The organism is Nostoc sp. UHCC 0252, from assembly GCF_034931145.1.
Lineage (GTDB): Bacteria > Cyanobacteriota > Cyanobacteriia > Cyanobacteriales > Nostocaceae > Nostoc.
Window position 1 is genome coordinate 1 of record NZ_JAYGHE010000091.1, and the last position, 21,379, is coordinate 21,379.

At 42.0% G+C, this 21,379-nt stretch carries 20 protein-coding genes; 13 read left to right on the forward strand and 7 right to left on the reverse strand.

Translation table 11 applies throughout. The features are described 5' to 3' along the window. Positions 1 to 71: 71 nt before the first annotated feature. A complete protein-coding gene (rppA, locus tag VB732_RS31370) occupies positions 72 to 770 on the reverse strand; it encodes a two-component system response regulator RppA (RefSeq protein WP_323234760.1) in 699 nt (232 codons plus the stop codon). 66 nt (positions 771 to 836) lie between these two features. Here rppA and hisG point away from each other — a divergent pair, with 66 nt between their 5' ends. The 6 genes from hisG to VB732_RS31400 all read left to right on the forward strand — a co-directional run bounded on the left by hisG (position 837) and on the right by VB732_RS31400 (position 8,793). After that, the gene (gene hisG, locus VB732_RS31375; RefSeq protein ID WP_323234761.1) at positions 837 to 1,481 is read left to right on the forward strand and encodes an ATP phosphoribosyltransferase; all 645 of its coding nucleotides are present in this window, start codon (positions 837 to 839) and stop codon (positions 1,479 to 1,481) included. Positions 1,482 to 1,776: 295 nt separating this feature from the next. Beyond that, positions 1,777 to 4,317 carry a GAF domain-containing protein gene (locus VB732_RS31380; protein WP_323234762.1) on the forward strand — a complete coding sequence of 847 codons (2,541 nt, stop codon included), beginning with the start codon at positions 1,777 to 1,779 and terminating at the stop codon, positions 4,315 to 4,317. Between the two features lie 17 nt (positions 4,318 to 4,334). Continuing rightward, positions 4,335 to 4,760 (forward strand): response regulator, encoded by a 426-nt coding sequence (locus VB732_RS31385; RefSeq protein WP_416235791.1) that lies wholly within the window; start codon positions 4,335 to 4,337, stop codon positions 4,758 to 4,760. Positions 4,761 to 4,765: 5 nt separating this feature from the next. Continuing rightward, on the forward strand, positions 4,766 to 7,045 hold the full coding sequence (locus VB732_RS31390; protein WP_323234783.1) for a response regulator: 2,280 nt from the start codon (positions 4,766 to 4,768) through the stop codon (positions 7,043 to 7,045). A 370-nt stretch (positions 7,046 to 7,415) separates the two neighbouring features. Continuing rightward, the gene (locus VB732_RS31395; RefSeq protein WP_323234764.1) at positions 7,416 to 8,321 is read left to right on the forward strand and encodes a hypothetical protein; all 906 of its coding nucleotides are present in this window, start codon (positions 7,416 to 7,418) and stop codon (positions 8,319 to 8,321) included. 37 nt (positions 8,322 to 8,358) lie between these two features. Continuing rightward, positions 8,359 to 8,793: a hypothetical protein gene (locus tag VB732_RS31400; protein ID WP_323234765.1), complete on the forward strand. Its 435-nt coding sequence runs from the start codon at positions 8,359 to 8,361 to the stop codon at positions 8,791 to 8,793. A gap of 166 nt (positions 8,794 to 8,959) precedes the next feature. On the opposite strand, the gene ychF is transcribed toward VB732_RS31400, so the two are convergent. The 3 genes from ychF to yidD form a co-directional block, all read right to left on the reverse strand. After that, positions 8,960 to 10,051, reverse strand: a complete 1,092-nt coding sequence (ychF, locus tag VB732_RS31405; RefSeq protein ID WP_323234766.1) for a redox-regulated ATPase YchF — start codon at positions 10,049 to 10,051, stop codon at positions 8,960 to 8,962. 45 nt (positions 10,052 to 10,096) lie between these two features. Further along, the gene (locus VB732_RS31410; RefSeq protein WP_323234767.1) at positions 10,097 to 10,324 is read right to left on the reverse strand and encodes a hypothetical protein; all 228 of its coding nucleotides are present in this window, start codon (positions 10,322 to 10,324) and stop codon (positions 10,097 to 10,099) included. Positions 10,325 to 10,503: 179 nt separating this feature from the next. Beyond that, entirely contained in the window at positions 10,504 to 10,740 is a 237-nt protein-coding gene (gene yidD, locus VB732_RS31415) for a membrane protein insertion efficiency factor YidD (protein ID WP_012412579.1), read from the reverse strand. A gap of 60 nt (positions 10,741 to 10,800) precedes the next feature. On the opposite strand from yidD, the gene VB732_RS31420 reads away from it, so the two are divergent. Both VB732_RS31420 and VB732_RS31425 read left to right on the forward strand, forming a co-directional pair. Beyond that, positions 10,801 to 11,502: an SEC59/DGK1/VTE5 family protein gene (locus tag VB732_RS31420; RefSeq protein WP_323234768.1), complete on the forward strand. Its 702-nt coding sequence runs from the start codon at positions 10,801 to 10,803 to the stop codon at positions 11,500 to 11,502. Positions 11,503 to 11,680: 178 nt separating this feature from the next. Beyond that, positions 11,681 to 12,202: a pentapeptide repeat-containing protein gene (locus VB732_RS31425; protein WP_323234769.1), complete on the forward strand. Its 522-nt coding sequence runs from the start codon at positions 11,681 to 11,683 to the stop codon at positions 12,200 to 12,202. Between the two features lie 130 nt (positions 12,203 to 12,332). On the opposite strand, the gene VB732_RS31430 is transcribed toward VB732_RS31425, so the two are convergent. Then, positions 12,333 to 13,232: an alpha/beta fold hydrolase gene (locus VB732_RS31430; protein ID WP_323234770.1), complete on the reverse strand. Its 900-nt coding sequence runs from the start codon at positions 13,230 to 13,232 to the stop codon at positions 12,333 to 12,335. Positions 13,233 to 13,683: 451 nt separating this feature from the next. On the opposite strand from VB732_RS31430, the gene VB732_RS31435 reads away from it, so the two are divergent. From VB732_RS31435 to VB732_RS31450, 4 genes are all read left to right on the forward strand, one after another. Next, positions 13,684 to 14,238 carry a thioredoxin family protein gene (locus tag VB732_RS31435; RefSeq protein WP_323234771.1) on the forward strand — a complete coding sequence of 185 codons (555 nt, stop codon included), beginning with the start codon at positions 13,684 to 13,686 and terminating at the stop codon, positions 14,236 to 14,238. 71 nt (positions 14,239 to 14,309) lie between these two features. Beyond that, complete coding sequence (gene pyrH / locus VB732_RS31440; RefSeq protein ID WP_323234772.1) at positions 14,310 to 15,038, forward strand: UMP kinase; 729 nt, start codon at positions 14,310 to 14,312, stop codon at positions 15,036 to 15,038. Further along, positions 15,025 to 15,573, forward strand: a complete 549-nt coding sequence (gene frr, locus VB732_RS31445) for a ribosome recycling factor (protein ID WP_229462428.1) — start codon at positions 15,025 to 15,027, stop codon at positions 15,571 to 15,573. Before pyrH ends, frr begins: the two co-directional genes overlap by 14 nt. Positions 15,574 to 16,009: 436 nt before the next feature. Beyond that, positions 16,010 to 17,131: a geranylgeranyl reductase family protein gene (locus VB732_RS31450; RefSeq protein WP_323234773.1), complete on the forward strand. Its 1,122-nt coding sequence runs from the start codon at positions 16,010 to 16,012 to the stop codon at positions 17,129 to 17,131. Between the two features lie 197 nt (positions 17,132 to 17,328). On the opposite strand, the gene VB732_RS31455 is transcribed toward VB732_RS31450, so the two are convergent. Both VB732_RS31455 and VB732_RS31460 read right to left on the reverse strand, forming a co-directional pair. Next, positions 17,329 to 18,135, reverse strand: coding sequence for a type II CAAX endopeptidase family protein (locus VB732_RS31455; protein ID WP_323234784.1), 807 nt, complete (start codon positions 18,133 to 18,135; stop codon positions 17,329 to 17,331). Between the two features lie 240 nt (positions 18,136 to 18,375). Beyond that, positions 18,376 to 18,813 carry an AbrB family transcriptional regulator gene (locus tag VB732_RS31460; protein ID WP_323234774.1) on the reverse strand — a complete coding sequence of 146 codons (438 nt, stop codon included), beginning with the start codon at positions 18,811 to 18,813 and terminating at the stop codon, positions 18,376 to 18,378. Positions 18,814 to 20,266: 1,453 nt separating this feature from the next. Between VB732_RS31460 and VB732_RS31465 the strand changes: the two genes are divergently transcribed. Then, positions 20,267 to 21,274 (forward strand): succinate dehydrogenase/fumarate reductase iron-sulfur subunit, encoded by a 1,008-nt coding sequence (locus VB732_RS31465; RefSeq protein ID WP_323234775.1) that lies wholly within the window; start codon positions 20,267 to 20,269, stop codon positions 21,272 to 21,274. Positions 21,275 to 21,379: the final 105 nt, after the last annotated feature.

Here is a 21,379-nt window from a genome sequence, read left to right on the forward strand (position 1 = left end):
CGCAAAGGTTTGGGATTGCCGCGCAACGCTTGCAATGACAATTATTTAACCGGACATGATACTACAGGTGGTTAAACTGGCTCCACTGAAGAAGCACCGAAACGATAGCCTTTGCCGTAGACTGTATGAATCAGCGTAGTTTCTTTACCTACCTCAATCTTGCGACGCAGCAAACGAATTAATGCCGCAATCACATTACTACTGGGTTGTTCTGACTCTTGCCACAGATTTTCCATAATTTGGGCATGAGTCATTAGTTGTCCTGTGTGTTCCATAAAATATTGCAGCAACTGGCTTTCTTTTTGCGATAACTCAATTATTCTTCCTTGGCGATAGGCGACTTGATTTTCACAATCGAGTTCTAAATCAGCAACGGTTAAACGTCCGGTGGTGGTTTCATAGATTTGGGAACCAGAACGACGCAATAAAGCCCGGACTCTAGCTAGTAACTCCCGTAATTCAAAGGGTTTAACTAAATAGTCATCAGCACCAGCATCTAAACCTTGTACGCGGTCATCTAGAGTATCTTTAGCTGTGAGAAACAGTACGGGAGTAGTTTTACCTTGTCGTCGCAATTGCTGACAAATTTCTAACCCCGTTTTTCCTGGCAGCATCCAATCTAAAATTAGTAGGTCATAATTGCCTGTTTGTGCGTGTTCGTTGCCACTCGTGCCATCGAAAGCGGCATCCACAATGTAACCCTCACGAGTTAACAGGCGACTCAAGGGTTCAGTTAATTCAACTTCATCATCAACTAATAAAATTCTCATGCTGCTGTGGTAAGCATATAGAGATATTATTCAACTGCCAGAACGCCAAGGATATTAAGAAAAAGAATGCTGACTGTTGCATTGCCAAAAGGGGAACTTCTTAAAAATAGCATCCGCTTGCTACAATCTGCGGGATTAGATTTTAGTGCTTTTTTAGATTCAGGAACTCGTCAACTTCAAATTCCTGATACTAAGGGAGTTGCAAAAGCTTTGTTGGTACGGGCGCAGGATGTGCCTGTTTATGTGGAATATGGTCAAGCACAATTGGGTGTTGTCGGCTACGATGTGCTACGGGAGAAGCAGCCGCAAGTTGCCCACTTGGTAGATTTGCAGTTTGGGCATTGCCGGATGTCGGTAGCGGTAAAAGCATCCAGCTCTTACCGATCGCCTTTAGATTTACCTCCGCATGGTAGAGTTGCTTCAAAATATGTGAATTGCGCTCGTGAATATTTCCACAGTCTAGATTTACCTGTAGAAATAGTGCCTTTGTATGGTTCAGTAGAACTAGGGCCGATTACTGGAATGTCAGAAGCGATCGTGGATTTGGTTTCTACAGGGCGGACTCTGCGCGAAAATGGTTTGATTGAAATTGCTACTCTATATGAAAGCACAGCGCGGTTGATTGCTCACCCTCTGAGTTACCGCTTAAACACAGGTAATCTTAGTGATGTGATTGCCAAGTTGCGGGAAACCGTTTTGGTAAAGGTTTAATAGTTTCAGCAGAAGTCAGAAGTCAGAAGTCAGAATTCAGAATTCAGAATTCAGAATTCAGAATCAATCAGTCGGGGATTCATACCGGCGCAGGTCTTGTTAACCACTAAATTGAAAATTTAGTGGGGGTGCAAAAACGCCGGTTATTCATCCGCTTTTTCGTAGAAAATTCATGTCTGTTTTCTGACTCCTGAATTCTGTTCGATAACTAAGAATTGTTAAAAAAGTTAAACTATTCTTGAGACAGCCATGCTGCTGACTGAAATATTACGCTTAAATTTATTAATAAAAGTTAATGAACGCTGAACAAATTGATACAGAAGTGGCGCGGCTAGAAGCCCTCCGCCAGTATCAAATTCTTGACACCGAACCCGAAGAAGCCTACGACAATCTCGCTCAGTTAGCGGCATTTATTTGTGGTACTTCCATATCTTTGGTAAATTTCATTGATGAAAACCGTCAATGGTTTAAGGCAAAAGTAGGTTTAAATGTATCAGAAATGCCCCGGTGTATTGGGTTGTCTTACCTTTGCCAAGAGCAACGTCAGGTTGTAGTAATTCCTGATACTTTAGCTGATGAAAATTTGGCCAAAAATGCAGTAGTCACCGGCTATCCCCATGTCCGTTTTTATGCAGGTGTGCCCTTAATTACCCCAAAGGGAGATATACTGGGAACTCTCTGTGTACTTGACCAAGTTCCAAAAGAATTGAGCCAAAAACAAGTTGAAGCGCTTGTGGCTCTAAGTCGCTTGGTAATCGACCAATTAGAACTTAGGCGTTATGTAACTGAAGTATCTCAAGTTACTGAAAAGCTAATGGCGCAAGAGCAAGCTGCCAGAACCCGCATCAATAATTTTCTCGAAAGCATCACTGATGGGTTTTTTGCCCTGGATAAAATGTGGCGCTTCACCTATATTAATCGTCAAGCAGAAAGGCTATTGCAAAAAAAACAAAGTGAGCTTTTGGGTAAAAACATCTGGGAAGTGTTTCCAGAAATCGTTGGTACAAGATTTTATCATGAGTATCATAGGGCAATCTCAGAACAAGTAAGTGTGGAATTCGAGGAGTTGTATCAGCCACTAAATTGCTGGCTTCAAGTCCACGCCTATCCTGCAAAAGATGGTTTGTCTATTTATTTTCAAGATATTACTGAACGGCAGCGAACAGCAGAAGCATTACGGGAAAGTGAAGAACGCTGGCAATTAGCGTTACATGGTAACAATGATGGCATTTGGGATTGGAACCTCAAGACTAATGAAGTGTTCTTCTCAGCTCGGTGGAAGGAAATGCTCGGTTATAAAGACCACGAAGTTTCCAACGATAGGGATGAATGGACAAAACTAATCCACCCCGATGAGCGAGATTGGGTACTTCAAGCCTTCCAAGACCACTTTGCCAAGAAAACACCGTTTTATGCCTGTGAATACCGAGTCCAGTGCCAAGACGGTAGTTATAGATGGATTCTAGATCGAGGACAAGCACTTTGGGACGCATTGGGTGATATAGTTCGCATGGTGGGTTCTTATACAGATATCACAGATCGCAAGCGGGCAGATGAAGAATTAAAACGGCAGAATTTGCGATCGCAATTATTTGCAGAAATTACCCTGAAAATTCGAGAATCTTTACAAATAGATGAAATTCTTAAAACCACGGTGACGGAGGTACAACAATTACTACAAGCTGACCGAGTTTTAATTTTCCGACTGGAAACCGATGGTTCGGGAACAGTGGTACAAGAGGCGGTATTACCTGGTTGGCCGGTAATTTTGGGAGAAAATATTCTTGACGAATGCTTTAAAGAAGAATATATAGAAAGATATCGCCAAGGAAGAGTCAGTGCCATTGAAGACATTCAGGCTGCTCACATTCAACCATGTCATCGAGAATTTCTTCAGCACTTTGCTGTCAGAGCTAACCTTGTAGTACCGATTCTGGTTAGAGATAACATTTGGGGCTTGTTGCTAGCTCACCAATGTGCCGCACCTCGAAAATGGAATAACTTTGAGACGGAATTGTTAAAGCAACTAGCTAATCAAATTGGCATTGCTTTATCTCAAGCGCAACTATTAGAAAAAGAAACTCAGCAAAGTCAAGAACTCGTTCGTTCTAATGCAGAATTGGAACAGTTTGCTTATGTGGCTTCCCATGACTTGCAAGAACCCTTGCGGATGGTAACAAGTTATTTACAATTACTAGAGCGAAGATACAAAAATCAACTTGATGCCAGTGCCGATCAGTTTATCACCTACGCGGTAGATGGGGCGCGGCGAATGCAGACCCTAATCAACGATTTGTTGAATTATTCCCGCGTCAGCACCCGGGGACAGCCATTTAAGTTAGTTGATTGTGATGTAATCTTACAGCAAGCGATCGCTAATCTTCAAATTGCGATCGCAGATAGTCAGGCAATTGTCACTCATGATGCTCTACCTGAAGTCATGGCTGATACTACCCAACTCACACAAGTATTTCAAAACCTGATTGGCAACGCCATCAAATTTTGCCAAAATCAGCAGCCACAAATTCACATTGGGGTAGTCAAGCCAAATGCAAATCTAGAGGGGGAAAATTTAAATTCTATACCATTGGCAGATGAATGGTTGTTCTGGATACGTGATAATGGCATTGGTTTGGAATCCCAGTATGCTGAACGTATTTTTATAATTTTTCAGCGCTTGCACGGTAGAGACAAATATCCCGGTACTGGAATTGGTCTGGCAATTTGTAAAAAAATTATAGAACGCCACGGCGGCCGGATCTGGGTTAAGTCGAAACCGGGTCAAGGCTCGACTTTCTACTTCACAATTCCAGATGTAGCAGGTAAGCAATCGTGAGTATTATAACAGCGATTATGCCTATTGAGGTTTTGTTAGTAGAAGACAATCCTGGCGATGCTCAACTTACACGCATCGCCCTAGAAGATAGTAAAATATCGGTTCATCTAAACGTGGTTGAAGATGGTGTGGAGGCAATGGCATTCTTGCGAAAACAAGGACAATACATCACAGTCGCTCATCCTGATATTGTGCTGCTCGATTTAAACTTGCCCAGAAAAGATGGGCGTGAGGTACTGGCAGAAATCAAAGCAGACGACAAGCTTCGGCGAATTCCCGTCGTAGTTCTGACGACTTCCCAAGCTGAAGAAGACATCCTTAAAGCCTATAATTTATGTGCAAACTGTTATATAACTAAACCAGTAGATTTCGATCAATTCGTTAAAATTGTACAATCAATAGAAAATTTTTGGTTTGCGATCGTAAAACTGCCACCGGAGTAGTGGAAATGGCAGGTAAAAATATTAAAGTTTTGTTAGTAGAAGATAATCCTGGTGATGTATTTTTATTACAGGAGTTTTTAAAAGAAGTTACCACAGTTGTAGTTGATTTATCGCCCGTTGAGAAGCTTTCGGAAGCACTCAACTACCTAGCAAAGGAGTTTTTTGATGTAATTTTGTTAGACCTCTCGCTGCCAGATAGTCAGGGGCTAGAAACCTTCGTCATCACTCACCAGCAAGCAAAAGCCACTCCGATAATTGTGCTGACAGGTATAAACGATGAAACCCTCGCAATTAGGGCAATGCAAGAAGGAGCGCAGGATTATTTGGTGAAAGGGCAAGTAACTGGCGACTTGCTGGTGCGCTCAATGCGTTACGCCATCGAACGTCAACGGGCAGATAACGCACTGCGACAGAGTGAGGAACGATTTCGGGTAGCCCTCAAAAACTCTCCCATATTTGTCTATAACCAAGATAGGGAGCTATGTTACACATGGGTTTACAATCCCCCATCTAGATTGACGGTTGAGGGAATATTAGGCAAACAAGACTTGGATATTATGCCAGTTGAAGATGCTCAACGTCTCACCACAATTAAACGTGGGGTGCTAACCACTGGCATAGGAACGCGAGAGGAAGTATCAATTACCATCAAAGATACAACTCGATATTACGATTTGACAGTTGAGCCATTGCGGAATGAGTCGCAAGAAGTTGTGGGCGTGACATGCGCCAGTATTGATATTAGCGAACGACAGGCCGCACTACGCGAACGCAAATTGGCAGAAGAAAAAATCCGCGAACAAGCAGCATTACTAGATGTCACCACAGATGCCATTTGCGTGCGAGATTTAGACAATCGAATTATTTTCTGGAACAAAGGTGCAGAAACAGTTTACGGCTGGCAAGCGACAGAAGCTTGGGGGAAAAATGCCAGTGAGCTTTTGTATGACGAACCTTCGCCAGAAATCGAAGCGGCTCTTTTACAAGCTACAAGCAAAGGAAAGTGGCAAGGCGAGTTAAATAAACTTACCAAAACTAACAAAGAAATCCTTGTTGCTAGTCGCTGGAGTTTAGTATGCGATGAACAAGGCAAACCGAAAGCGATTCTCACTGTTGACACAGATATTACTGAGAAAAAACATTTAGAAGCCCAATTGTTTCGTGCCCAACGGTTGGAGAGTATTGGCACTCTAGCTAGTGGCATTGCTCACGATCTCAACAATATCCTGACACCAATTTTAGCAGGAGCGCAACTCTTACCACTCAAATTTCCCAATGCAGATGAACGCACCCGTCATCTATTAGAGATTTTGGAAATCAACGCTAGACGTGGGGCTGATTTAGTCAAACAAGTGCTGTCATTTGCGCGGGGTGTAGAAGGAAAGCGCATCACTTTACAACTCAGACATATAATTGTCGAAGTTGCCAAGATTCTTAAAGAGACATTTCCCAAATCTATACAAATTAGCACTGATATACCGCAAGATTTATGGATGGTTTCTGGAGATAGCACCCAACTAAATCAAGTGCTGATGAACCTCTGCGTTAACGCCCGCGACGCAATGCCCAATGGTGGGAGTTTAAGCATTTATGCTGAAAATTTATTGATTGACGAAAATTATGCCCGCATGAACCTGGAAGCCAAAGAGGGGCCTTATATAGTGGTTACTGTCTCCGATACTGGAGCTGGAATTTCTAAAGAAATTTTAGATAGAATTTTCGAGCCATTCTTTACTACAAAAGATATCGGGAAAGGCACAGGGTTAGGACTTTCCACCGTGCTGGGGATTATTAAAAGCCACGGTGGTTTTGTAAGCGTCTATAGCGAACTAGGAAGTGGCACCAGCTTTAAGGTTTACTTGCCAGCAGTGGAGGGAATGGAAACAATTACTCCAGAAGAATTGCCACCACAGCCAGGAAATGGAGAATTGATTTTGATTGTAGATGATGAAGTTGCCATTCAAGAGATTACGAGGACATCACTGGAAGCTCACAACTACACAACCCTAATTGCTGGTGATGGCATCGAAGCGATCGCGCTATACGCTCAAAACCAGGATAAAATTAGTGCCGTACTGATGGATATTATGCTACCCACGCTCGATGGTTTAACTGCCATCCGTACCTTGAAAAAAATCAACCCCCAGGTCAGAATTGTTGCCAGCAGTGGACTTATGTCTGAAAATAAGCTTAATGCAATAGCTGCTATTGGCGTGAATACGTTTTTGGTAAAGCCTTATACTGTCAACGAACTATTGCTTTGTTTACAGAAAATATTATCCTGAGAAATTCAACTAAGCTAAGTACAGCAAAAGCCTTCCCGTTATAGCCGAAGATATGAGGGGTTGCTATGATGGAGCATCGGTTCAGACAAAAGCTGGATTACAGTTATTTTCAGGTAAATAAACTGCTTTAGTAGGAGTACAGCAATGCTCATAAATTCCTCTTTAAAGCTCTTTACTCTCTTACCTATGCACCTCTGTGGTTAAATAAATTACTATTACTTTTAAACCCCAGAGGTACAGAGAGCGTTCAGAAATAAATAAGAGATTTTACGAGCCATCTTGAAAAGTTTGCATGATTGTTACCCTACAAAAGATGTGGTTCAAATAGACGAAAACTGCTGTAATTACGAATTACGAATTACGAATTACTATGCCTCGATTTTTTAAGTTAATCATCAATATAGTAGTCTTGAGTGCATTGTTACTCATATCTGTGCAAGTCTGGGCCCAAGATTGGCGGCCAGTTCGCGGTGGTATCCCTTTCGGTATCAGTGGTATGGCTTTGATACAGCAAAGCAATACGCTCGATTTTCTAATTGTCCATGACAACAAACAAAAAAACCAAAGTCGTTTAGCAATCATCAGCATTAAGGGTAAAAAACAACCGGAATATTTCCCCTTAAACTGGCCAGATAACATAGAATTACCTATCGATTTAGAAGCTTTAACATCTGTTCCTAAGAAAAAATTATCTTTTATCGCTTTAAGCAGTTCTGGTAAAGCTTATTACATCAGTCTTAACCCTGCCAACAAAACTATCTTGGTTCTCAAAGAATTCAACCTACCAGAAATTATTCAAGGAAATAATTTTGAAGCATTTGGATTACAAAATATAGACGGCAAATTAGTTGCTATCTGGGGACATCGAGGTGAAGGGGAACAACCAGCAACTATTTTTTGGGGAACGTTTGACTTAGCTAAATATCAAATTACTCTCGCAGGTTCTACGAATCTGAAAGTACCGTTTCCATCTGGCAAAGTTCGTCATATCTCAGATATTAAGGTAGACCCCGTAGGAATTGTCTACATCACCTCAGCAAATGATGCAGGGGATGATGGCCCATTTCAATCAGCTGTGTATGTCGCTGGTTACTTGGGATTGCGTGGGAACACAATTGCATGGCGGCAAAATCCTCAACTTGTTCCCCTTTACCGCTCTGATTATCACAAAATTGAAGCTATGGAACTTGTTCCTGGTGCAGAAGGCGGTGTGATTGTTGGTACGGATGATGAGAATTTGGGTTCTTATATATACATTGTGGGTGGAAGTAGCTAAAAAACAAGGGTATATATTCTTTCTTGTAAATATCTACATGACTATAATTATTAGCACTTGGGGCGGTTTTAGACGAAAAATCAAAGGTATTTTATTAGGGATGATTGGTGCAGGTATAAGTAAAATTGTTTTTGGTTTGGGTAGAACACCTTGGGTTTGGATTCCGGCACAATTTTGTTCGTCTTTTAATTTCCCTTTGAATGGCAGTTCGGATACTGCTATTTGGCTAGCGAAAGTACCACCCAATGTGCAAGGAAGAGTTTTTGCAGCGCGATCGCTATTTTTACAGATCGCTTCTGCGGTAGGCTATTTAATAGCAGGGCCATTGGCAGATAATGTTTTTACACCTGCTTTGCAATCAGAGGGTATTCTAGTTGGTATTCTCGGAGAATTATTTGGGACTGGTACTGGTGCAGGAATCGCGCTGTTATTGTTATATGGGCGTTCTCTATGTTGTTGGTTGGTTGGCTAGGCTTTTCTGTGCGTGTGTTGCTGGATGTGGAAGACATTCCATAATGTGGAGGATAGCGAGTTGGAGTAATTAATTCAGTTCACGTTGCCACCTAAAATTCAGTGAAATTGTAAGCCGACACTGTACTTGAGGCTTCAATTCAGTGTCGGTAGTTCACCTACTTGCCCTACACATTAAATCGGAACAACATTACATCCCCTTCCTGCACAACATACTCTTTCCCTTCACTGCGAACCAACCCTTTCTCTTTCGCAGCATTCATCGAACCAGTTGTTACCAAATCTTTATAAGCGACAGTTTCGGCGCGAATAAATCCCCGTTCAAAATCACTGTGGATTACACCAGCAGCTTGAGGCGCAGACATTCCGGCATTAATTGTCCAAGCGCGGGTTTCTTTGGGGCCACAAGTGAAATATGTCCGCAAGCCTAAAAGCGTGTAAGTTGCCCGAATCAACGATTTCAAACCGCCTTCTTCCACACCTAAAGACGCGAGGAAATCAGCTTTATCTTCCTCTGGTAATTCCACTAATTCAGCTTCAACTTGAGCCGAAACTATCACAACTTGGGCATTTTCTGTTGCTGCAATTTGCCGCACTGTTTCCACAAAATGATTACCAGTCGCCAACTCATCTTCAGATACATTTGCGGCGTAGATAATCGGTTTATAAGTGAGCAGTTCTAATCCTTTAATAATTTCTGTTTCTTCTTCATTCAAGCTCACCTGACGCACCGATTTACCTTCATTTAAAGCCGCAGCTAATTTTTCTAAGACTGTGATTTCAAACTGTGCATCTTTGCTGGTACGAGCTAGTTTACGAGTGCGGTCAATTCGTCGCTCAATTTGTGCTAAATCTGATAAACCTAGTTCTATATTAATGATTTCAATATCTCGCGCTGGGTCAACAGAACCAGCAACGTGGATAATATCGTCATTCTCAAAACAACGTACCACATGGACGATCGCATCAACTTCCCGGATGTGGGACAGGAATTGATTCCCTAGTCCCTCACCCTGACTTGCACCTTTAACTAAACCGGCAATATCTACAAATTCAACCCGCGCCGGGATAATTTGTACCGAACTGGCAATCTTAGCAAGAACATTTAACCGTTCATCCGGTACTGCGACAACGCCGACATTCGGTTCAATCGTGCAAAAAGGGAAGTTAGCTGCTTCAGCTTTAGCATTAGCAACTACAGCATTAAATAAAGTAGATTTTCCGACGTTGGGAAGTCCGACAATTCCGGCTCTTAGCATTTTGGATTTTAAATTTGAGATTTTGGATTACATTACCAAGGTAATCTAAACAGGTTCCGGTATGGTTTGGGGAATTGTCCCTGGAACCGTCTGAGGAATGGGAGCAGGTACTGTTTCTGGTACAGGCCCCGGTAACGGTTGAGGAATCGCTGGCCCCGGTACAGGCTCAGGACTAGGTAGCGGATTCGGCTCAGGATTGGGGCTAGGTAGCGGACTCGGCCCAGGAGTAGGAATTTGTGGTTCGGGTATAGAAATCGCAGTCGGATTAATCATCGTAAGTCCAAATTAAATTATTCAACCTTCTCACGCTAGATGACAACCTCAGCTGTTGACATCTCCCCAAATAGCTATACCCACGAACACATCCCTTAATAATCTACCCCTCTTCTCATTCTCTGCGTCCCTCCGCGCTTCCCTCCGCGCTCCTTTGCGTTTAAACTCCAATCCTCAAACTACTCCTCCTTCACCTTTTCCACCACCTCTGGCACTGGATCGTAACCACCTGGATGAAACGGATGACAGCGCAAAATCCGCCGAGTTGCCATCCAGCTACCACGTAACACTCCAAATCGTTCAATAGCTTCAATAGCATACATCGAACAAGTTGGTTGAAAGCGACAAGTCGGAAGAAACAACGGCGAGATAAACATTCGGTAGCCCCGAATCAGCCAAATAAATAATAATTTCATTGCAGCTACCCAAATCTTATAAATTAGTAACAGGGGTAAAACTTTTCATTTGTCGCATCTTTGTTAATTACATTTTCTGACTTCACCTCAATTCCGGTTTTATGGCTGCAAATTGCGATCGCTGCAATTTGGGTGTTACTCATACTTCTGATTGCAGGGGTGGTAAACCGCTTTGCCGACAAGCCAGAAATCGTGCGGAAGATAGTTCATATTGGCACTGGTAATGTAATTTTAATCGCTTGGTGGCTAGATATTCCCGCCAGTGTAGGGATTACAGCTTCTATTTTAGCGAGTGCAATCACCTTATTATCCTACCGATTACCAATTCTTCCTGGTATTAATAGTGTTGGCCGCCAAAGTTTAGGGACATTTTTTTACTCTGTCAGTTTCGGTATTTTAGTCGCCTGGTTCTGGTATTTACAACAACCCCAGTACGCAGCACTCGGAATTTTGGTGATGACTTGGGGAGATGGATTAGCAGCCTTAATTGGGCAACGTTTTGGTAAACATAAGTATAAAGTTTTTGGGACAGAAAAAAGTTTGGAAGGCTCCCTAACTATGATGCTCGTTAGCTATGTCGTCAGTAGTTTGATTTTAGTTGGAACTCAAGGAAACAGTTGGCAAACTTGGGCGATATCGCTGATAGTGGCAGTTATAGCTACTGCTTTAGAAGCTGTTTCATTTTTGGGTATTGACAATTTGACAGTTCCTTTGGGCAGTGCAGCCCTTGCCTTCTTTTTAAGCCAGTTAGTCTTGAGTTAGTAATTGCCTTGAGTACTATTGCTAACGCTCTTTTATTACTCTGAAAAAATCAAATATTTATAGGTTGGGTTGAACATTCGTATTACCCAACAAAATCAAGAATTCTTGGTGTTGGGTTTCCTTACTCAACTCAACCTACTTATTAATAATACCCAAACCATAATTGAGGAATAGAGTTATGGAGATGGTTGGTTCCGGGGAAGAGATTACTGGGGAAGAATTGCTCAGACGCTATGCTGCTGGGGAAAGGAATTTTCCCTTGATTCGTATTGAGGACATGGAGTGTGTTTTGGAGGGAGCTGACCTCAGAGGAATTAATCTGATGGGGTCTCACTTGCACCATGCTCCGTGGTCGAGTATTAATTTGAGCGGAGCCTGTCTGCTCGCTGCTGACTTTGCTGGTGCCTGGATGGATGGAACTGACTTGAGTGACGCTGATTTGACTGGTGCTTGTTTGCGGGGAACTAACTTTACTAACGCTAATTTGAGTAATTGCATTTTGGAGGGAGCTAACTTGAGAGAAGCTATCTTGTGGAATGCTAATTTGAGAGGTGCTGTTTTCAACAACGCTATTTTGGCTGATGCTAGTTTTACTGGTGCCAAATATTTCACTATTAACCAGTACATGACGGGTATTTTGTTCTGGAATACTACTATGCCCGATGGAACTGTTATCGAAGGTCCCACTTACATTAACTGACTTAAGTGTGAACTTCCGTTTCAGCTATTAAAGGGACTGAAATAACGTTGAGCCAATTTACAATGTCTGAAACTAATCTTTTTGATTATATTCAATACCACCCATTACGTTAAAATTGAGCCTTTGTCTATTACCGCGATCGCTCCAAAATCCAATCGAGTAAAATCGGATTGACTAACTCCGGCGCTTCATCCTGCGGACAATGCCCCACTCCCTCTAAAGGAATAAACTTTTCTACTTGCCCAAAGTTAGCTAATTCTCTCCCTAACTTAATTGGTTCCCACGGATCAGCCGTTCCCCACAAGATAATCGCCGGACAAGGTAACAGTGGCAAAAGGTCTTCTGGTAGAGGCCCTGTAGAATAAGAAGTAAAAGCCAGGAACACAGCAGCAGCCCCCACATCGCTTGCTGGTGAAGTGAGAATATCTACCAACTCATCTGTCACCATCTCAGGATTCGAGTATGCTTGCAGCAGAATTTTCCGCACCGTTTTCGGTTTGGCGAGTTGATTAAAAAAGAAATCACCAACTGGTTTGATGGATAACAGGCGTTGCAGTACAGGCGCGCCATAACGACGAGATAAAGGTAAAGTTTCCCGTTTGCGATCGTGCAACAGCCGCAAAGAACAGTTGAGCAAAGCAACTCCCAAGGCAATATCTGGGTTGCTTACTGCTGCTTGCATGGCTACAATACAGCCAATCGAATTGCCAACTAAAAAAGCAGGTTCACCGACAACTTCGCGGCAAAAATCTGCTACTTGTTGTCCCCAAGTTTCTAGAGTATAGGCAATTTTTTCACCAGGTTTAGGTTTTGCGGAACCGCCAAAACCAATCAAATCAATAGCATAAACACGGCAATTTTGTGCTAATACGGGAATATTTTTCCGCCAATGCCACCAAGATGCGCCAAATCCATGCACGAGAACAACAGCTGGGCCAGTGGTTCCTTGGGTTTGATAGCAGATCGGAAAATCTTGCCAAATCCAGGTTTTTGTAGAGGTAAATGCTGTTTTTGAACTTGAAGTTGTCATAATAAATTTGATGAATACAAGGGTAAAAGCCTCTCAGAAGCAAGGTACAAGTAAAATTGTTTTGAATTTGAATAAAATTTATCAGATTTTTAAAGAAAATCTTTTACTCTGGTGATAACTTAGACATAGACTATGAAAGTTTCTATGCTGATAATTTTATCCAGCGTAGAGAGTTTTCATCTTTTTGATAGAGGCAATTTCCTAATAACTTAGATTATGTCAGCATTAAGAATCAGAATTTCTTTAATGTGAGCAATATTTTTGCGATTGATTTAGATGTGAGTGAATTAGCATCAGTGCTAGATTCAGTAGTTTCACAATTTACGATCGCTAATGAGAGTCTATAACATTGTCAGAATATGAGGCATCGGCTAAGGGGTGGTTTGCAACTGGAAACTGACGCTGAATTTAACAACACTTTTCTTGTTCCTAGTTCTGCGAGCCAGACAACATGAATATACTAGAAACAATCGATACTCCCATCGGGAGCTACGCACCCGATTTTGAACTGCCAGGAATTGATGGCCAAGTACACCATCTCAGGCGTTATCTTGAGAAGTTCCGAGCAGTGGGCGTTATTTCCTTATGTAACCACTGTCCTTATGTAGAGTGGTATATCAACAGGTTAAAAAACATTCAAGCCGAATTTGCCCACAAAGGCTTCACACTAATTGGGATGAATGGTAGTGATGGTAATCATGAAACTAGGCCAAGCTTTGAAAATATGAAAGCTTTTGCCCAGCGTCACGATTTGAACTTTCCTTACCTGTGGGACTCGACGCAAGATGTAACCCGGAGTTTTGGGGCTACGAAAACACCAATGGCCTTTTTAATCGATGCCAATGGTATAGTCCGCTACAAAGGCAAAATTGACAATCATCCCCAAGATGCATCAGCAGTGGGAGAAGAATATTTGAGAAATGCGATCGCCTCTCTATTTCTTGGTAAGCCAATAGATGTACCACAAACAGAACCAGTCGGTACTACATTGATTTGGCGTAACTAGACATAGATAGTCCCTGTAACTGCTATCTTAAATTGGAGGCAATTGCAACTTTTTTGATAAAGCGTAACTTCATGGGAACGAATTACCGACGGGTTTTACTCAAACTGAGCGGTGAAGCCTTAATGGGCAACATGGGCTATGGAATTGATCCAGAAGTGGTCAAAGGAATAGCACAAGAATTAGCAGAGGTGATAGCCACTGGCACTCAAATCGCCATAGTTGTTGGCGGCGGCAATATTTTTCGTGGCGTGAAAGCAGCGTCGGCGGGGATGGACAGGGCAACCGCTGACTATATTGGGATGATTGCCACGGTAATGAACGCCATGACGTTGCAAGATTCGCTAGAACACATAGGGGTACAGACGCGGGTGCAAACTGCGATCGCTATGCAAGAATTAGCAGAACCATATATCCGTCGTCGTGCCATCCGTCATCTTGAAAAAGGACGGGTGGTAATTTTTGGGGCAGGTTCTGGAAATCCCTTCTTTACTACAGATACTACTGCGGCACTAAGAGCAGCAGAAATTGATGCTGAAGTGATTTTTAAAGCCACCAAAGTAGACGGGGTGTATGATGCCGATCCTGAGATTTATCCTAACGCCAAGCGTTACAATAGCCTTACCTACGCGCACGTTTTAGCCAAAGATTTGCGGGTGATGGATAGTACTGCGATCGCCTTGTGTAAAGAAAATAATATCCCAATTCTGGTATTTGACCTAACGGTGCGAGGTAACATCCACCGGGCAGTCTTGGGAGAATCCATCGGTACCCTTGTGGGAGGTTCTTGTGATATTAGCTGACGCTAAAAGTAAAATGCAAAGTTCTGTTGAGTCAACTCAACGGGCTTTTAACACGATTCGCACTGGCCGCGCCAATGCGAGTTTATTAGATAAGGTATTAGTGGACTATTACGGTTCGCCTACACCTTTAAAATCACTGGCAAATATTAGCACGCCAGATGCCTCGACAATTCTAATTCAGCCCTACGAGCGCAACACCCTAAACATCGTTGAGAAGGCGATTTCTCTCTCAGATGTGGGTTTAACTCCCAGCAACGATGGTTCTGTAATTCGGCTGAATATTCCGCCTTTGACAAGCGATCGCCGAAAAGAATTCGTCAAAATGGCTACCAAGTATGCTGAAGAGGGTCGTGTTGCTATTCGCAACATCCGCCGCGATGCCATAGACTCGATTCGCAAGCAGGAAAAAGCCTCTGAAATCTCCAAAGATGAATCAAAAGACCAACAAGACAACTTGCAAAAACTCACAAACGAGTATACTGCCAAAATAGACGCGCTCTTGGCAGAAAAAGAAAAAGACATTACGACTGTTTAACTAGTCGCGGAAGTCCCCGCCTTCAATGTACTCATAAGGTGGGGATAGGGAACGGGGGATGGGGATTGCATCTGGCAGTCTAAAGTCTGAATCATAAAGGCTGAAGAATGATGGTAAAATTCTTCAGCCTTTATCATTTCTTGAGTATCTAGCAAAAATTAATCAAGTAAGTGGTGTGAATAATTAAAGTAAGGGCAATTCTTAAACAATTTGTAATTCGTAGTTATATTTTGTAACGGAGATATAAACCGCGATTAACATCCAAGCCGTTTATAAAAATGGAGGTATCAACCCATATTTAATTACGAATTACGTACAGCCCTTTGGGCATGAAAACCGCGTAGCGTGCCGGAGGCTCTATTACGAATTACAAATTATGATAAATTGCCCCTACTCAAGAGAAAATCAACTAATTCAGGAGCAAAAATTCAGCCTTATGTACGATTGCATCATCGTCGGTGCTGGGCCAGCTGGTGGAACAGCTGCATATCATTTAGCCAAGCAGGGGCGCTCAGTATTAGTATTAGAAAAAGAATCCCTGCCAAGATATAAACCTTGTGGCGGTGGTGTATCTCCAGCGATCGCTCAATGGTTTGACTTTGATTTTAGCCCAGCAATTTCTGTAAAAGCTGACTCCTTTCGCTTTACCTGGAAATTGGGCGACCCCGTAGAAACAAAAATCGCCACAGAAGAACCAGTCTGGATGGTGCGACGAGATATTTTTGACCATTTCCTAGTGCAGCAGGCACAGAAGCTAGGGGCTGAAGTACGAGATAATACTGAAGCTACTGGTATTGAATTTAAAAGTGACTATTGGCAAGTTAATACAGCCAATGGGCCAATTACAGGTCGCTACTTAATCGCAGCTGATGGTGTTAAAGGGCCAATGGCAAAATGGCTAGGCTTCAAAGAACGTAAACGTTTTTTAGCAGCAGCTTTGGAAGCAGAAGTTCCTGCAACTGTAACCGACAAATCCACAATTCACGTTGAGTTGGGCTTGGTGAAAAATGGCTACGCTTGGAACTTCCCGAAAGCAGATGGTTATTCCATTGGTGTCGGTACATTTGTCCGTGGCGAACCCCAAGATTTTAAGAAGATTTTAGATGAGTACGCGCGATCGTTTAATTTAGATATAAAGACTGGCAAGCAGCATGGTTATCCTATTTCCTTGTGGAATGGAAAGCAAAAGTTGCATACTCAAAATGCACTTCTGGCTGGGGAAGCTGCTTGTGTAGTTTATCCTATGACAGCAGAAGGTATTCGTCCTTCAATTTTTAGCGGCTTGATGGCAGCAGGAGCTATCAATGAGTCCCTTTCGGGTGACACTAACGCTTTAGAAAAATATAGTGAAGCTATTAATGAAGAATGTGGTACTGAGATGGCCTGGGCACAACAATTAGCTGGAGCATTCTATCGCTTTCCTGGTTTTGGGTACAAAGTTGGTGTTAAGCATCCCTCCGGTGCCAAAATCATGGGTAAGATTGTGTGTGCAGAACTGCGCTATAGCGACATTGCCACTCGTGCCCTCAAGCGTTTAATTCCTGGCTTTGGAGGTTAACTATTAGGGATTAGGTAGCGAATCTCTAGCGGACAAGATGCCCACCCCACGAAAATTAATCATTTCTTTTAGGGTGGGCATTTCGTCCGCCCTATTTTTACAAAAAGGCAAAAGGCAGGAGAAAAAAAGTATCAACAAAAACTTTAGTTGTGGATTATTGCCTACTAGGATAAAAAAGATTGTATCAAGTCACGAAATTAAAAATACTTAGATAAAAGCCAGATACTTATTCCAGTTCCTAGTACACAAATAATTCCCGCCAGCCCAGCTAGAGGTTTTTTATTCTTACCTGTGAACCAGTCAGAGACAATACCAGTGTAAGTAATTATTTCTGCTGTATCTAGGGTTGCGATCGCCCATATCCATCCCGCGTGCAATCCCCAAGCTAAACCTAAATTATTGCGATCGGCAAAACGTGCCAACACCAGCACCATTCCCATCAGCCACAATCCAGGGAGTTGGGGTGCGGTTTCACGTTGCTCCCAAACTAGATGCAGTAAGGCAAAAATCAAGCTAGAAGCTGCTGCTGCTACCCAAACTGGATAATCCTGGGCTAATTCCGTGAACAGAAAACCCCGAAAAACTAACTCTTCTATCCCACCGACTAATAACGCTATCAATAAAATTGGTAGCAGAATGGGTAGTAGTAATTTGAAATTTTTCTTTTCAAAAGAACACCAACCTAGCCCGAATTGCCCACTAAATACAATAGCTAGGCTTACCACTCCCAAAGCAAATCCCAGCGCTAAAGAACCAAAAGTTGAAAAATTCCCAACAAAGCCGTAATCCCAAAAAGATTTATTGGTAAGCCAACTAACTCCCCACAGAATTAAGGGAGCTAATAGGTAAAGTGACACCAATAACGGCATCTTTTGCTCTGGCTGCAAAGATTTAGGAGGTTGCCAATCGAGTAATATTGCTGATACTGCTGCGACTGGCAACCAACAAACTATCCAGCAAATAAAAAATACCATCACTATAACTAGTGCTGGTGCATTTTGCATAAATGCTAATAAAGCTTTGACCGAAGGCTCAAAGAAAGTTATCAAAAAAAACACGATAGACTTCTTGCACTATAGATTTCTTGCTGATTAATCAAGAATCTACTAAATTTGGTGAATTATGCAAGGGGTCTAATCGTATTTTTTCGTCTTGGAAAAAATTTTCTCAATAGAGTTAATAGTTTGCTGTCAGGGTAAGGACAAGTTATCATCATCTGAAACTTATCCCTACCATCAGCAAATTTACTCTTCGTCTTCCAAATCTTCATCCGATTCGTCAGAGTCTATATCTGGTGAGATGAGTTTTTTATCAGTTTCACCAAGTTGAATCAAGTGAATATGCTTGTATCCCAGTCTGATTTCAAACTCATCTCCAGACTTTAAGCCCATTGCTTTGGTATATGTAGCACCAATCACAATCTGACCATTTTGATGGACGCTAACCCGGTATGTCGGTTCACGACCACGACCATCTTTAGGTGCTTCTGGACTTAGAGGAATTCCTCTAGCCGATAGCAAAGCGTCATAAAAATCGGTGAGATTGACACGAACCTGGTTATTCTTAGTAACAGTGTAATAGCCGCACTGTTTAGCTCTTTCTCGGCGTGGTAAAGTGGAAAGTTCTTTTACTTTAGCAAGTAGTGCTTTTCCGGTTAATGGCGCGGTTGCAGTTTCAGTCATTATGCTCAAATTTTCCTTACTCTCTCCAAGCTGATAAACGATGTAGTCTTATGCTGGCATTTGGCTTTTTAGCATTTGCATAGAGCTACTTAGGACTCTAGTGTAACGGGTGAATTACTGCCAATAGGAGACAAAAGCACTTGATATTATGGTTGTCCACAACCAATTAGAGGTCATAGTTGCCAAAGAAATTAATTTTGCTGATTTCACGGCACTTTTAACCATTATTCGCCATCAGAAATAAAATTATTTTCTCTTTTGGCGCTACTGTAGCGGTGTAACTTTCAGCCACCTTTACAAATGGGATTGGTTCTACTCCAAATAAGTCGTAGACTCAATAAATTGCAGGTTTTTCACTTTCAGTGCTTGCCCTTCTGCTAATGAGCAGGTAGAGTTTTCTCTACTCATCCTCTCAAGCTTAGGACAGCATAGTATTTCAATAGAGTCCTATGGGCATACACCCTTTTGTCCTGCCAGTAGAGACGCGAATTATCTTGTCTCTACATTACGAATCAACAAACCAGTAGTAACCGCGCTGATACGGCTATTGATTCTGGTTTTGTGAGTTCGTAATTTTATATTAAATACTAGCATGGACTAATAATAGCAAAATAGTTGTTTAATTTTGAATTAAAATTGCCGGTAAATTTTTATTTAAATTTCTGGACTTAAAGGTTGCAAAAAGTCGTAACGATTTTTCTAACCCTTTATTGCATTATAAAAATTTATCTAATTTATATGAGCAGTTTTGACCAATGAGTTCAATCCAAGATTTTCTTGATTGAGAGGAGACAAAAATCTAAAAGTCTCGCCTATCCAGGATTCCCCGATGTGCGAGACTTTTATTTGAAAGTGGTGATGATTTTTCCTCGGTTTATTACCGTAAGCTCAAAAGCGGTCAGAGGATTTTGTACGTCTGTCTATGGGAAGAATAAATCTCTTAACACACACCTAGCGCTTAATTGCGACTACTATATCTTTATATTGAACATCTGCTTTTACACTTCTATATAATCAAAAAATTCCGTTAAGCGGTAGCAAAGGCGGAATTTTCCAGCAAGGACTCGTTGACTCAAGTTGATATGAAGACGTGTTGCTAACTAGAAAAGCATTTAATTTGGATGCGATCGCTAGCTCAAAGATAAACCTGAGTCCCTTTCTAAGTAAAGCCCCTTTCCTTTACATTCTCAAACGGCTAAATTTAATGTCAAGCTACGATTACATTTTTGGCGTTTTACCTCAGAATTTGACACAAATCTTGCCTACAGCACTGCTAAAAGTAAAATTTTAATAGTTATCCTTCAATTAGAATCAGTTACCATTTAATCGTCAGCCTATTAACACCAGGCTTTGAATTGAGGGCAAAAAAGTATAGCTCACTTTTCGCAACTACCAGCCTTGAGTCATTATTGTTAAGGCTGGTGAAGCTATTTTAAAATTTTGGTTAGTAGTCATGGAAGTTATTTTTAAGGTCATTCGACAACAACAAGATTCCTCCCCTGTTGTACAAACCTATCTTATAGAGGCAGAACCAGGTAATACAATTCTGGATTGCCTCAATCATATTAAGTGGGAGCAAGATGGAACGTTGGCATTTCGCAAAAATTGCCGTAATACCATTTGTGGTAGCTGCGCTATGCGAATTAATGGTCGTTCGGCTCTAGCTTGCAAGGAAAATGTTGGTAGTGAACTTGCTAGATTACAACAAATACCATCATCCCAAAGTAAAGTAAATGCCATTCCTGAAATCACGATCGCGCCTCTCGGCAATATGCCCGTGATTAAAGATTTGGTGGTGGATATGAGCAGTTTCTGGAATAATTTAGAGGCAGTTGCTCCTTATGTGAGTACGGCAGCACGACAAGTACCAGAAAGAGAGTTTTTGCAAACACCACAAGAGCGATCGCGTCTCGATCAAACTGGTAATTGTATTATGTGCGGTGCTTGTTATTCTGAATGCAACGCCCGTGAAGTTAATCCAGACTTTGTTGGCCCCCACGCCCTTGCCAAAGCTTACCGGATGGTAGCGGATTCTCGTGATAGCGATACCGAAAATCGTTTAGCAAATTACAACGAAGGGACTAAAGGCGTATGGGGTTGCACCCGTTGTTTGTACTGCGATTCAGTTTGTCCAATGGAAGTTGCACCATTAGAACAAATCACCAAAGTTAAACAAGAAATTCTTGCTCACAAAGAAGTCAGCGATAGTCGCTCAATTCGTCACCGAAGAGTATTGGTGGATCTAGTTAAAGAAGGTGGTTGGATTGATGAACGTCAATTTGGTTTACAAGTAGTCGGTAATTATTTTCGAGATTTAAGAGGATTACTTAGTCTTGCACCCCTCGGTTTGCGGATGATTCTTCGGGGTAAGTTTCCCCTATCATTTGAACCTTCAGAAGGGACAGAACAAGTGCGATCGCTCATTGAATCTGTGCAACAAGTTGAAGGGAATAGGGAATAGGGAATAGGGAATTGGGAATTGGGAATTGGGAATTGGGAATTGGGAATTGATCAATAAATCAATAGTTCTTCCCCTACTCCCTGCTCCCTGCCCCCTGCCCCCTGC

Bases quoted from the DNA above. Each gene is read 5' to 3' on its own strand.
- VB732_RS31385 (WP_416235791.1), top strand. From the start codon at position 4,335: ATGCCTATTGAGGTTTTGTTAGTAGAAGACAATCCTGGCGATGCTCAA.
- VB732_RS31465 (WP_323234775.1), top strand. From the start codon at position 20,267: ATGGAAGTTATTTTTAAGGTCATTCGACAACAACAAGATTCCTCCCCT.
- VB732_RS31450 (WP_323234773.1), top strand. From the start codon at position 16,010: ATGTACGATTGCATCATCGTCGGTGCTGGGCCAGCTGGTGGAACAGCT.
- VB732_RS31425 (WP_323234769.1), top strand. From the start codon at position 11,681: ATGGAGATGGTTGGTTCCGGGGAAGAGATTACTGGGGAAGAATTGCTC.
- VB732_RS31395 (WP_323234764.1), top strand. From the start codon at position 7,416: ATGCCTCGATTTTTTAAGTTAATCATCAATATAGTAGTCTTGAGTGCA.
- VB732_RS31430 (WP_323234770.1), bottom strand. From the start codon at position 13,232: ATGACAACTTCAAGTTCAAAAACAGCATTTACCTCTACAAAAACCTGG.
- yidD (WP_012412579.1), bottom strand. From the start codon at position 10,740: ATGAAATTATTATTTATTTGGCTGATTCGGGGCTACCGAATGTTTATC.
- VB732_RS31410 (WP_323234767.1), bottom strand. From the start codon at position 10,324: ATGATTAATCCGACTGCGATTTCTATACCCGAACCACAAATTCCTACT.
- hisG (WP_323234761.1), top strand. From the start codon at position 837: ATGCTGACTGTTGCATTGCCAAAAGGGGAACTTCTTAAAAATAGCATC.
- ychF (WP_323234766.1), bottom strand. From the start codon at position 10,051: ATGCTAAGAGCCGGAATTGTCGGACTTCCCAACGTCGGAAAATCTACT.
- VB732_RS31390 (WP_323234783.1), top strand. From the start codon at position 4,766: ATGGCAGGTAAAAATATTAAAGTTTTGTTAGTAGAAGATAATCCTGGT.
- VB732_RS31400 (WP_323234765.1), top strand. From the start codon at position 8,359: ATGACTATAATTATTAGCACTTGGGGCGGTTTTAGACGAAAAATCAAA.
- VB732_RS31380 (WP_323234762.1), top strand. From the start codon at position 1,777: ATGAACGCTGAACAAATTGATACAGAAGTGGCGCGGCTAGAAGCCCTC.
- rppA (WP_323234760.1), bottom strand. From the start codon at position 770: ATGAGAATTTTATTAGTTGATGATGAAGTTGAATTAACTGAACCCTTG.
- VB732_RS31435 (WP_323234771.1), top strand. From the start codon at position 13,684: ATGAATATACTAGAAACAATCGATACTCCCATCGGGAGCTACGCACCC.
- VB732_RS31455 (WP_323234784.1), bottom strand. From the start codon at position 18,135: ATGCAAAATGCACCAGCACTAGTTATAGTGATGGTATTTTTTATTTGC.
- VB732_RS31460 (WP_323234774.1), bottom strand. From the start codon at position 18,813: ATGACTGAAACTGCAACCGCGCCATTAACCGGAAAAGCACTACTTGCT.
- pyrH (WP_323234772.1), top strand. From the start codon at position 14,310: ATGGGAACGAATTACCGACGGGTTTTACTCAAACTGAGCGGTGAAGCC.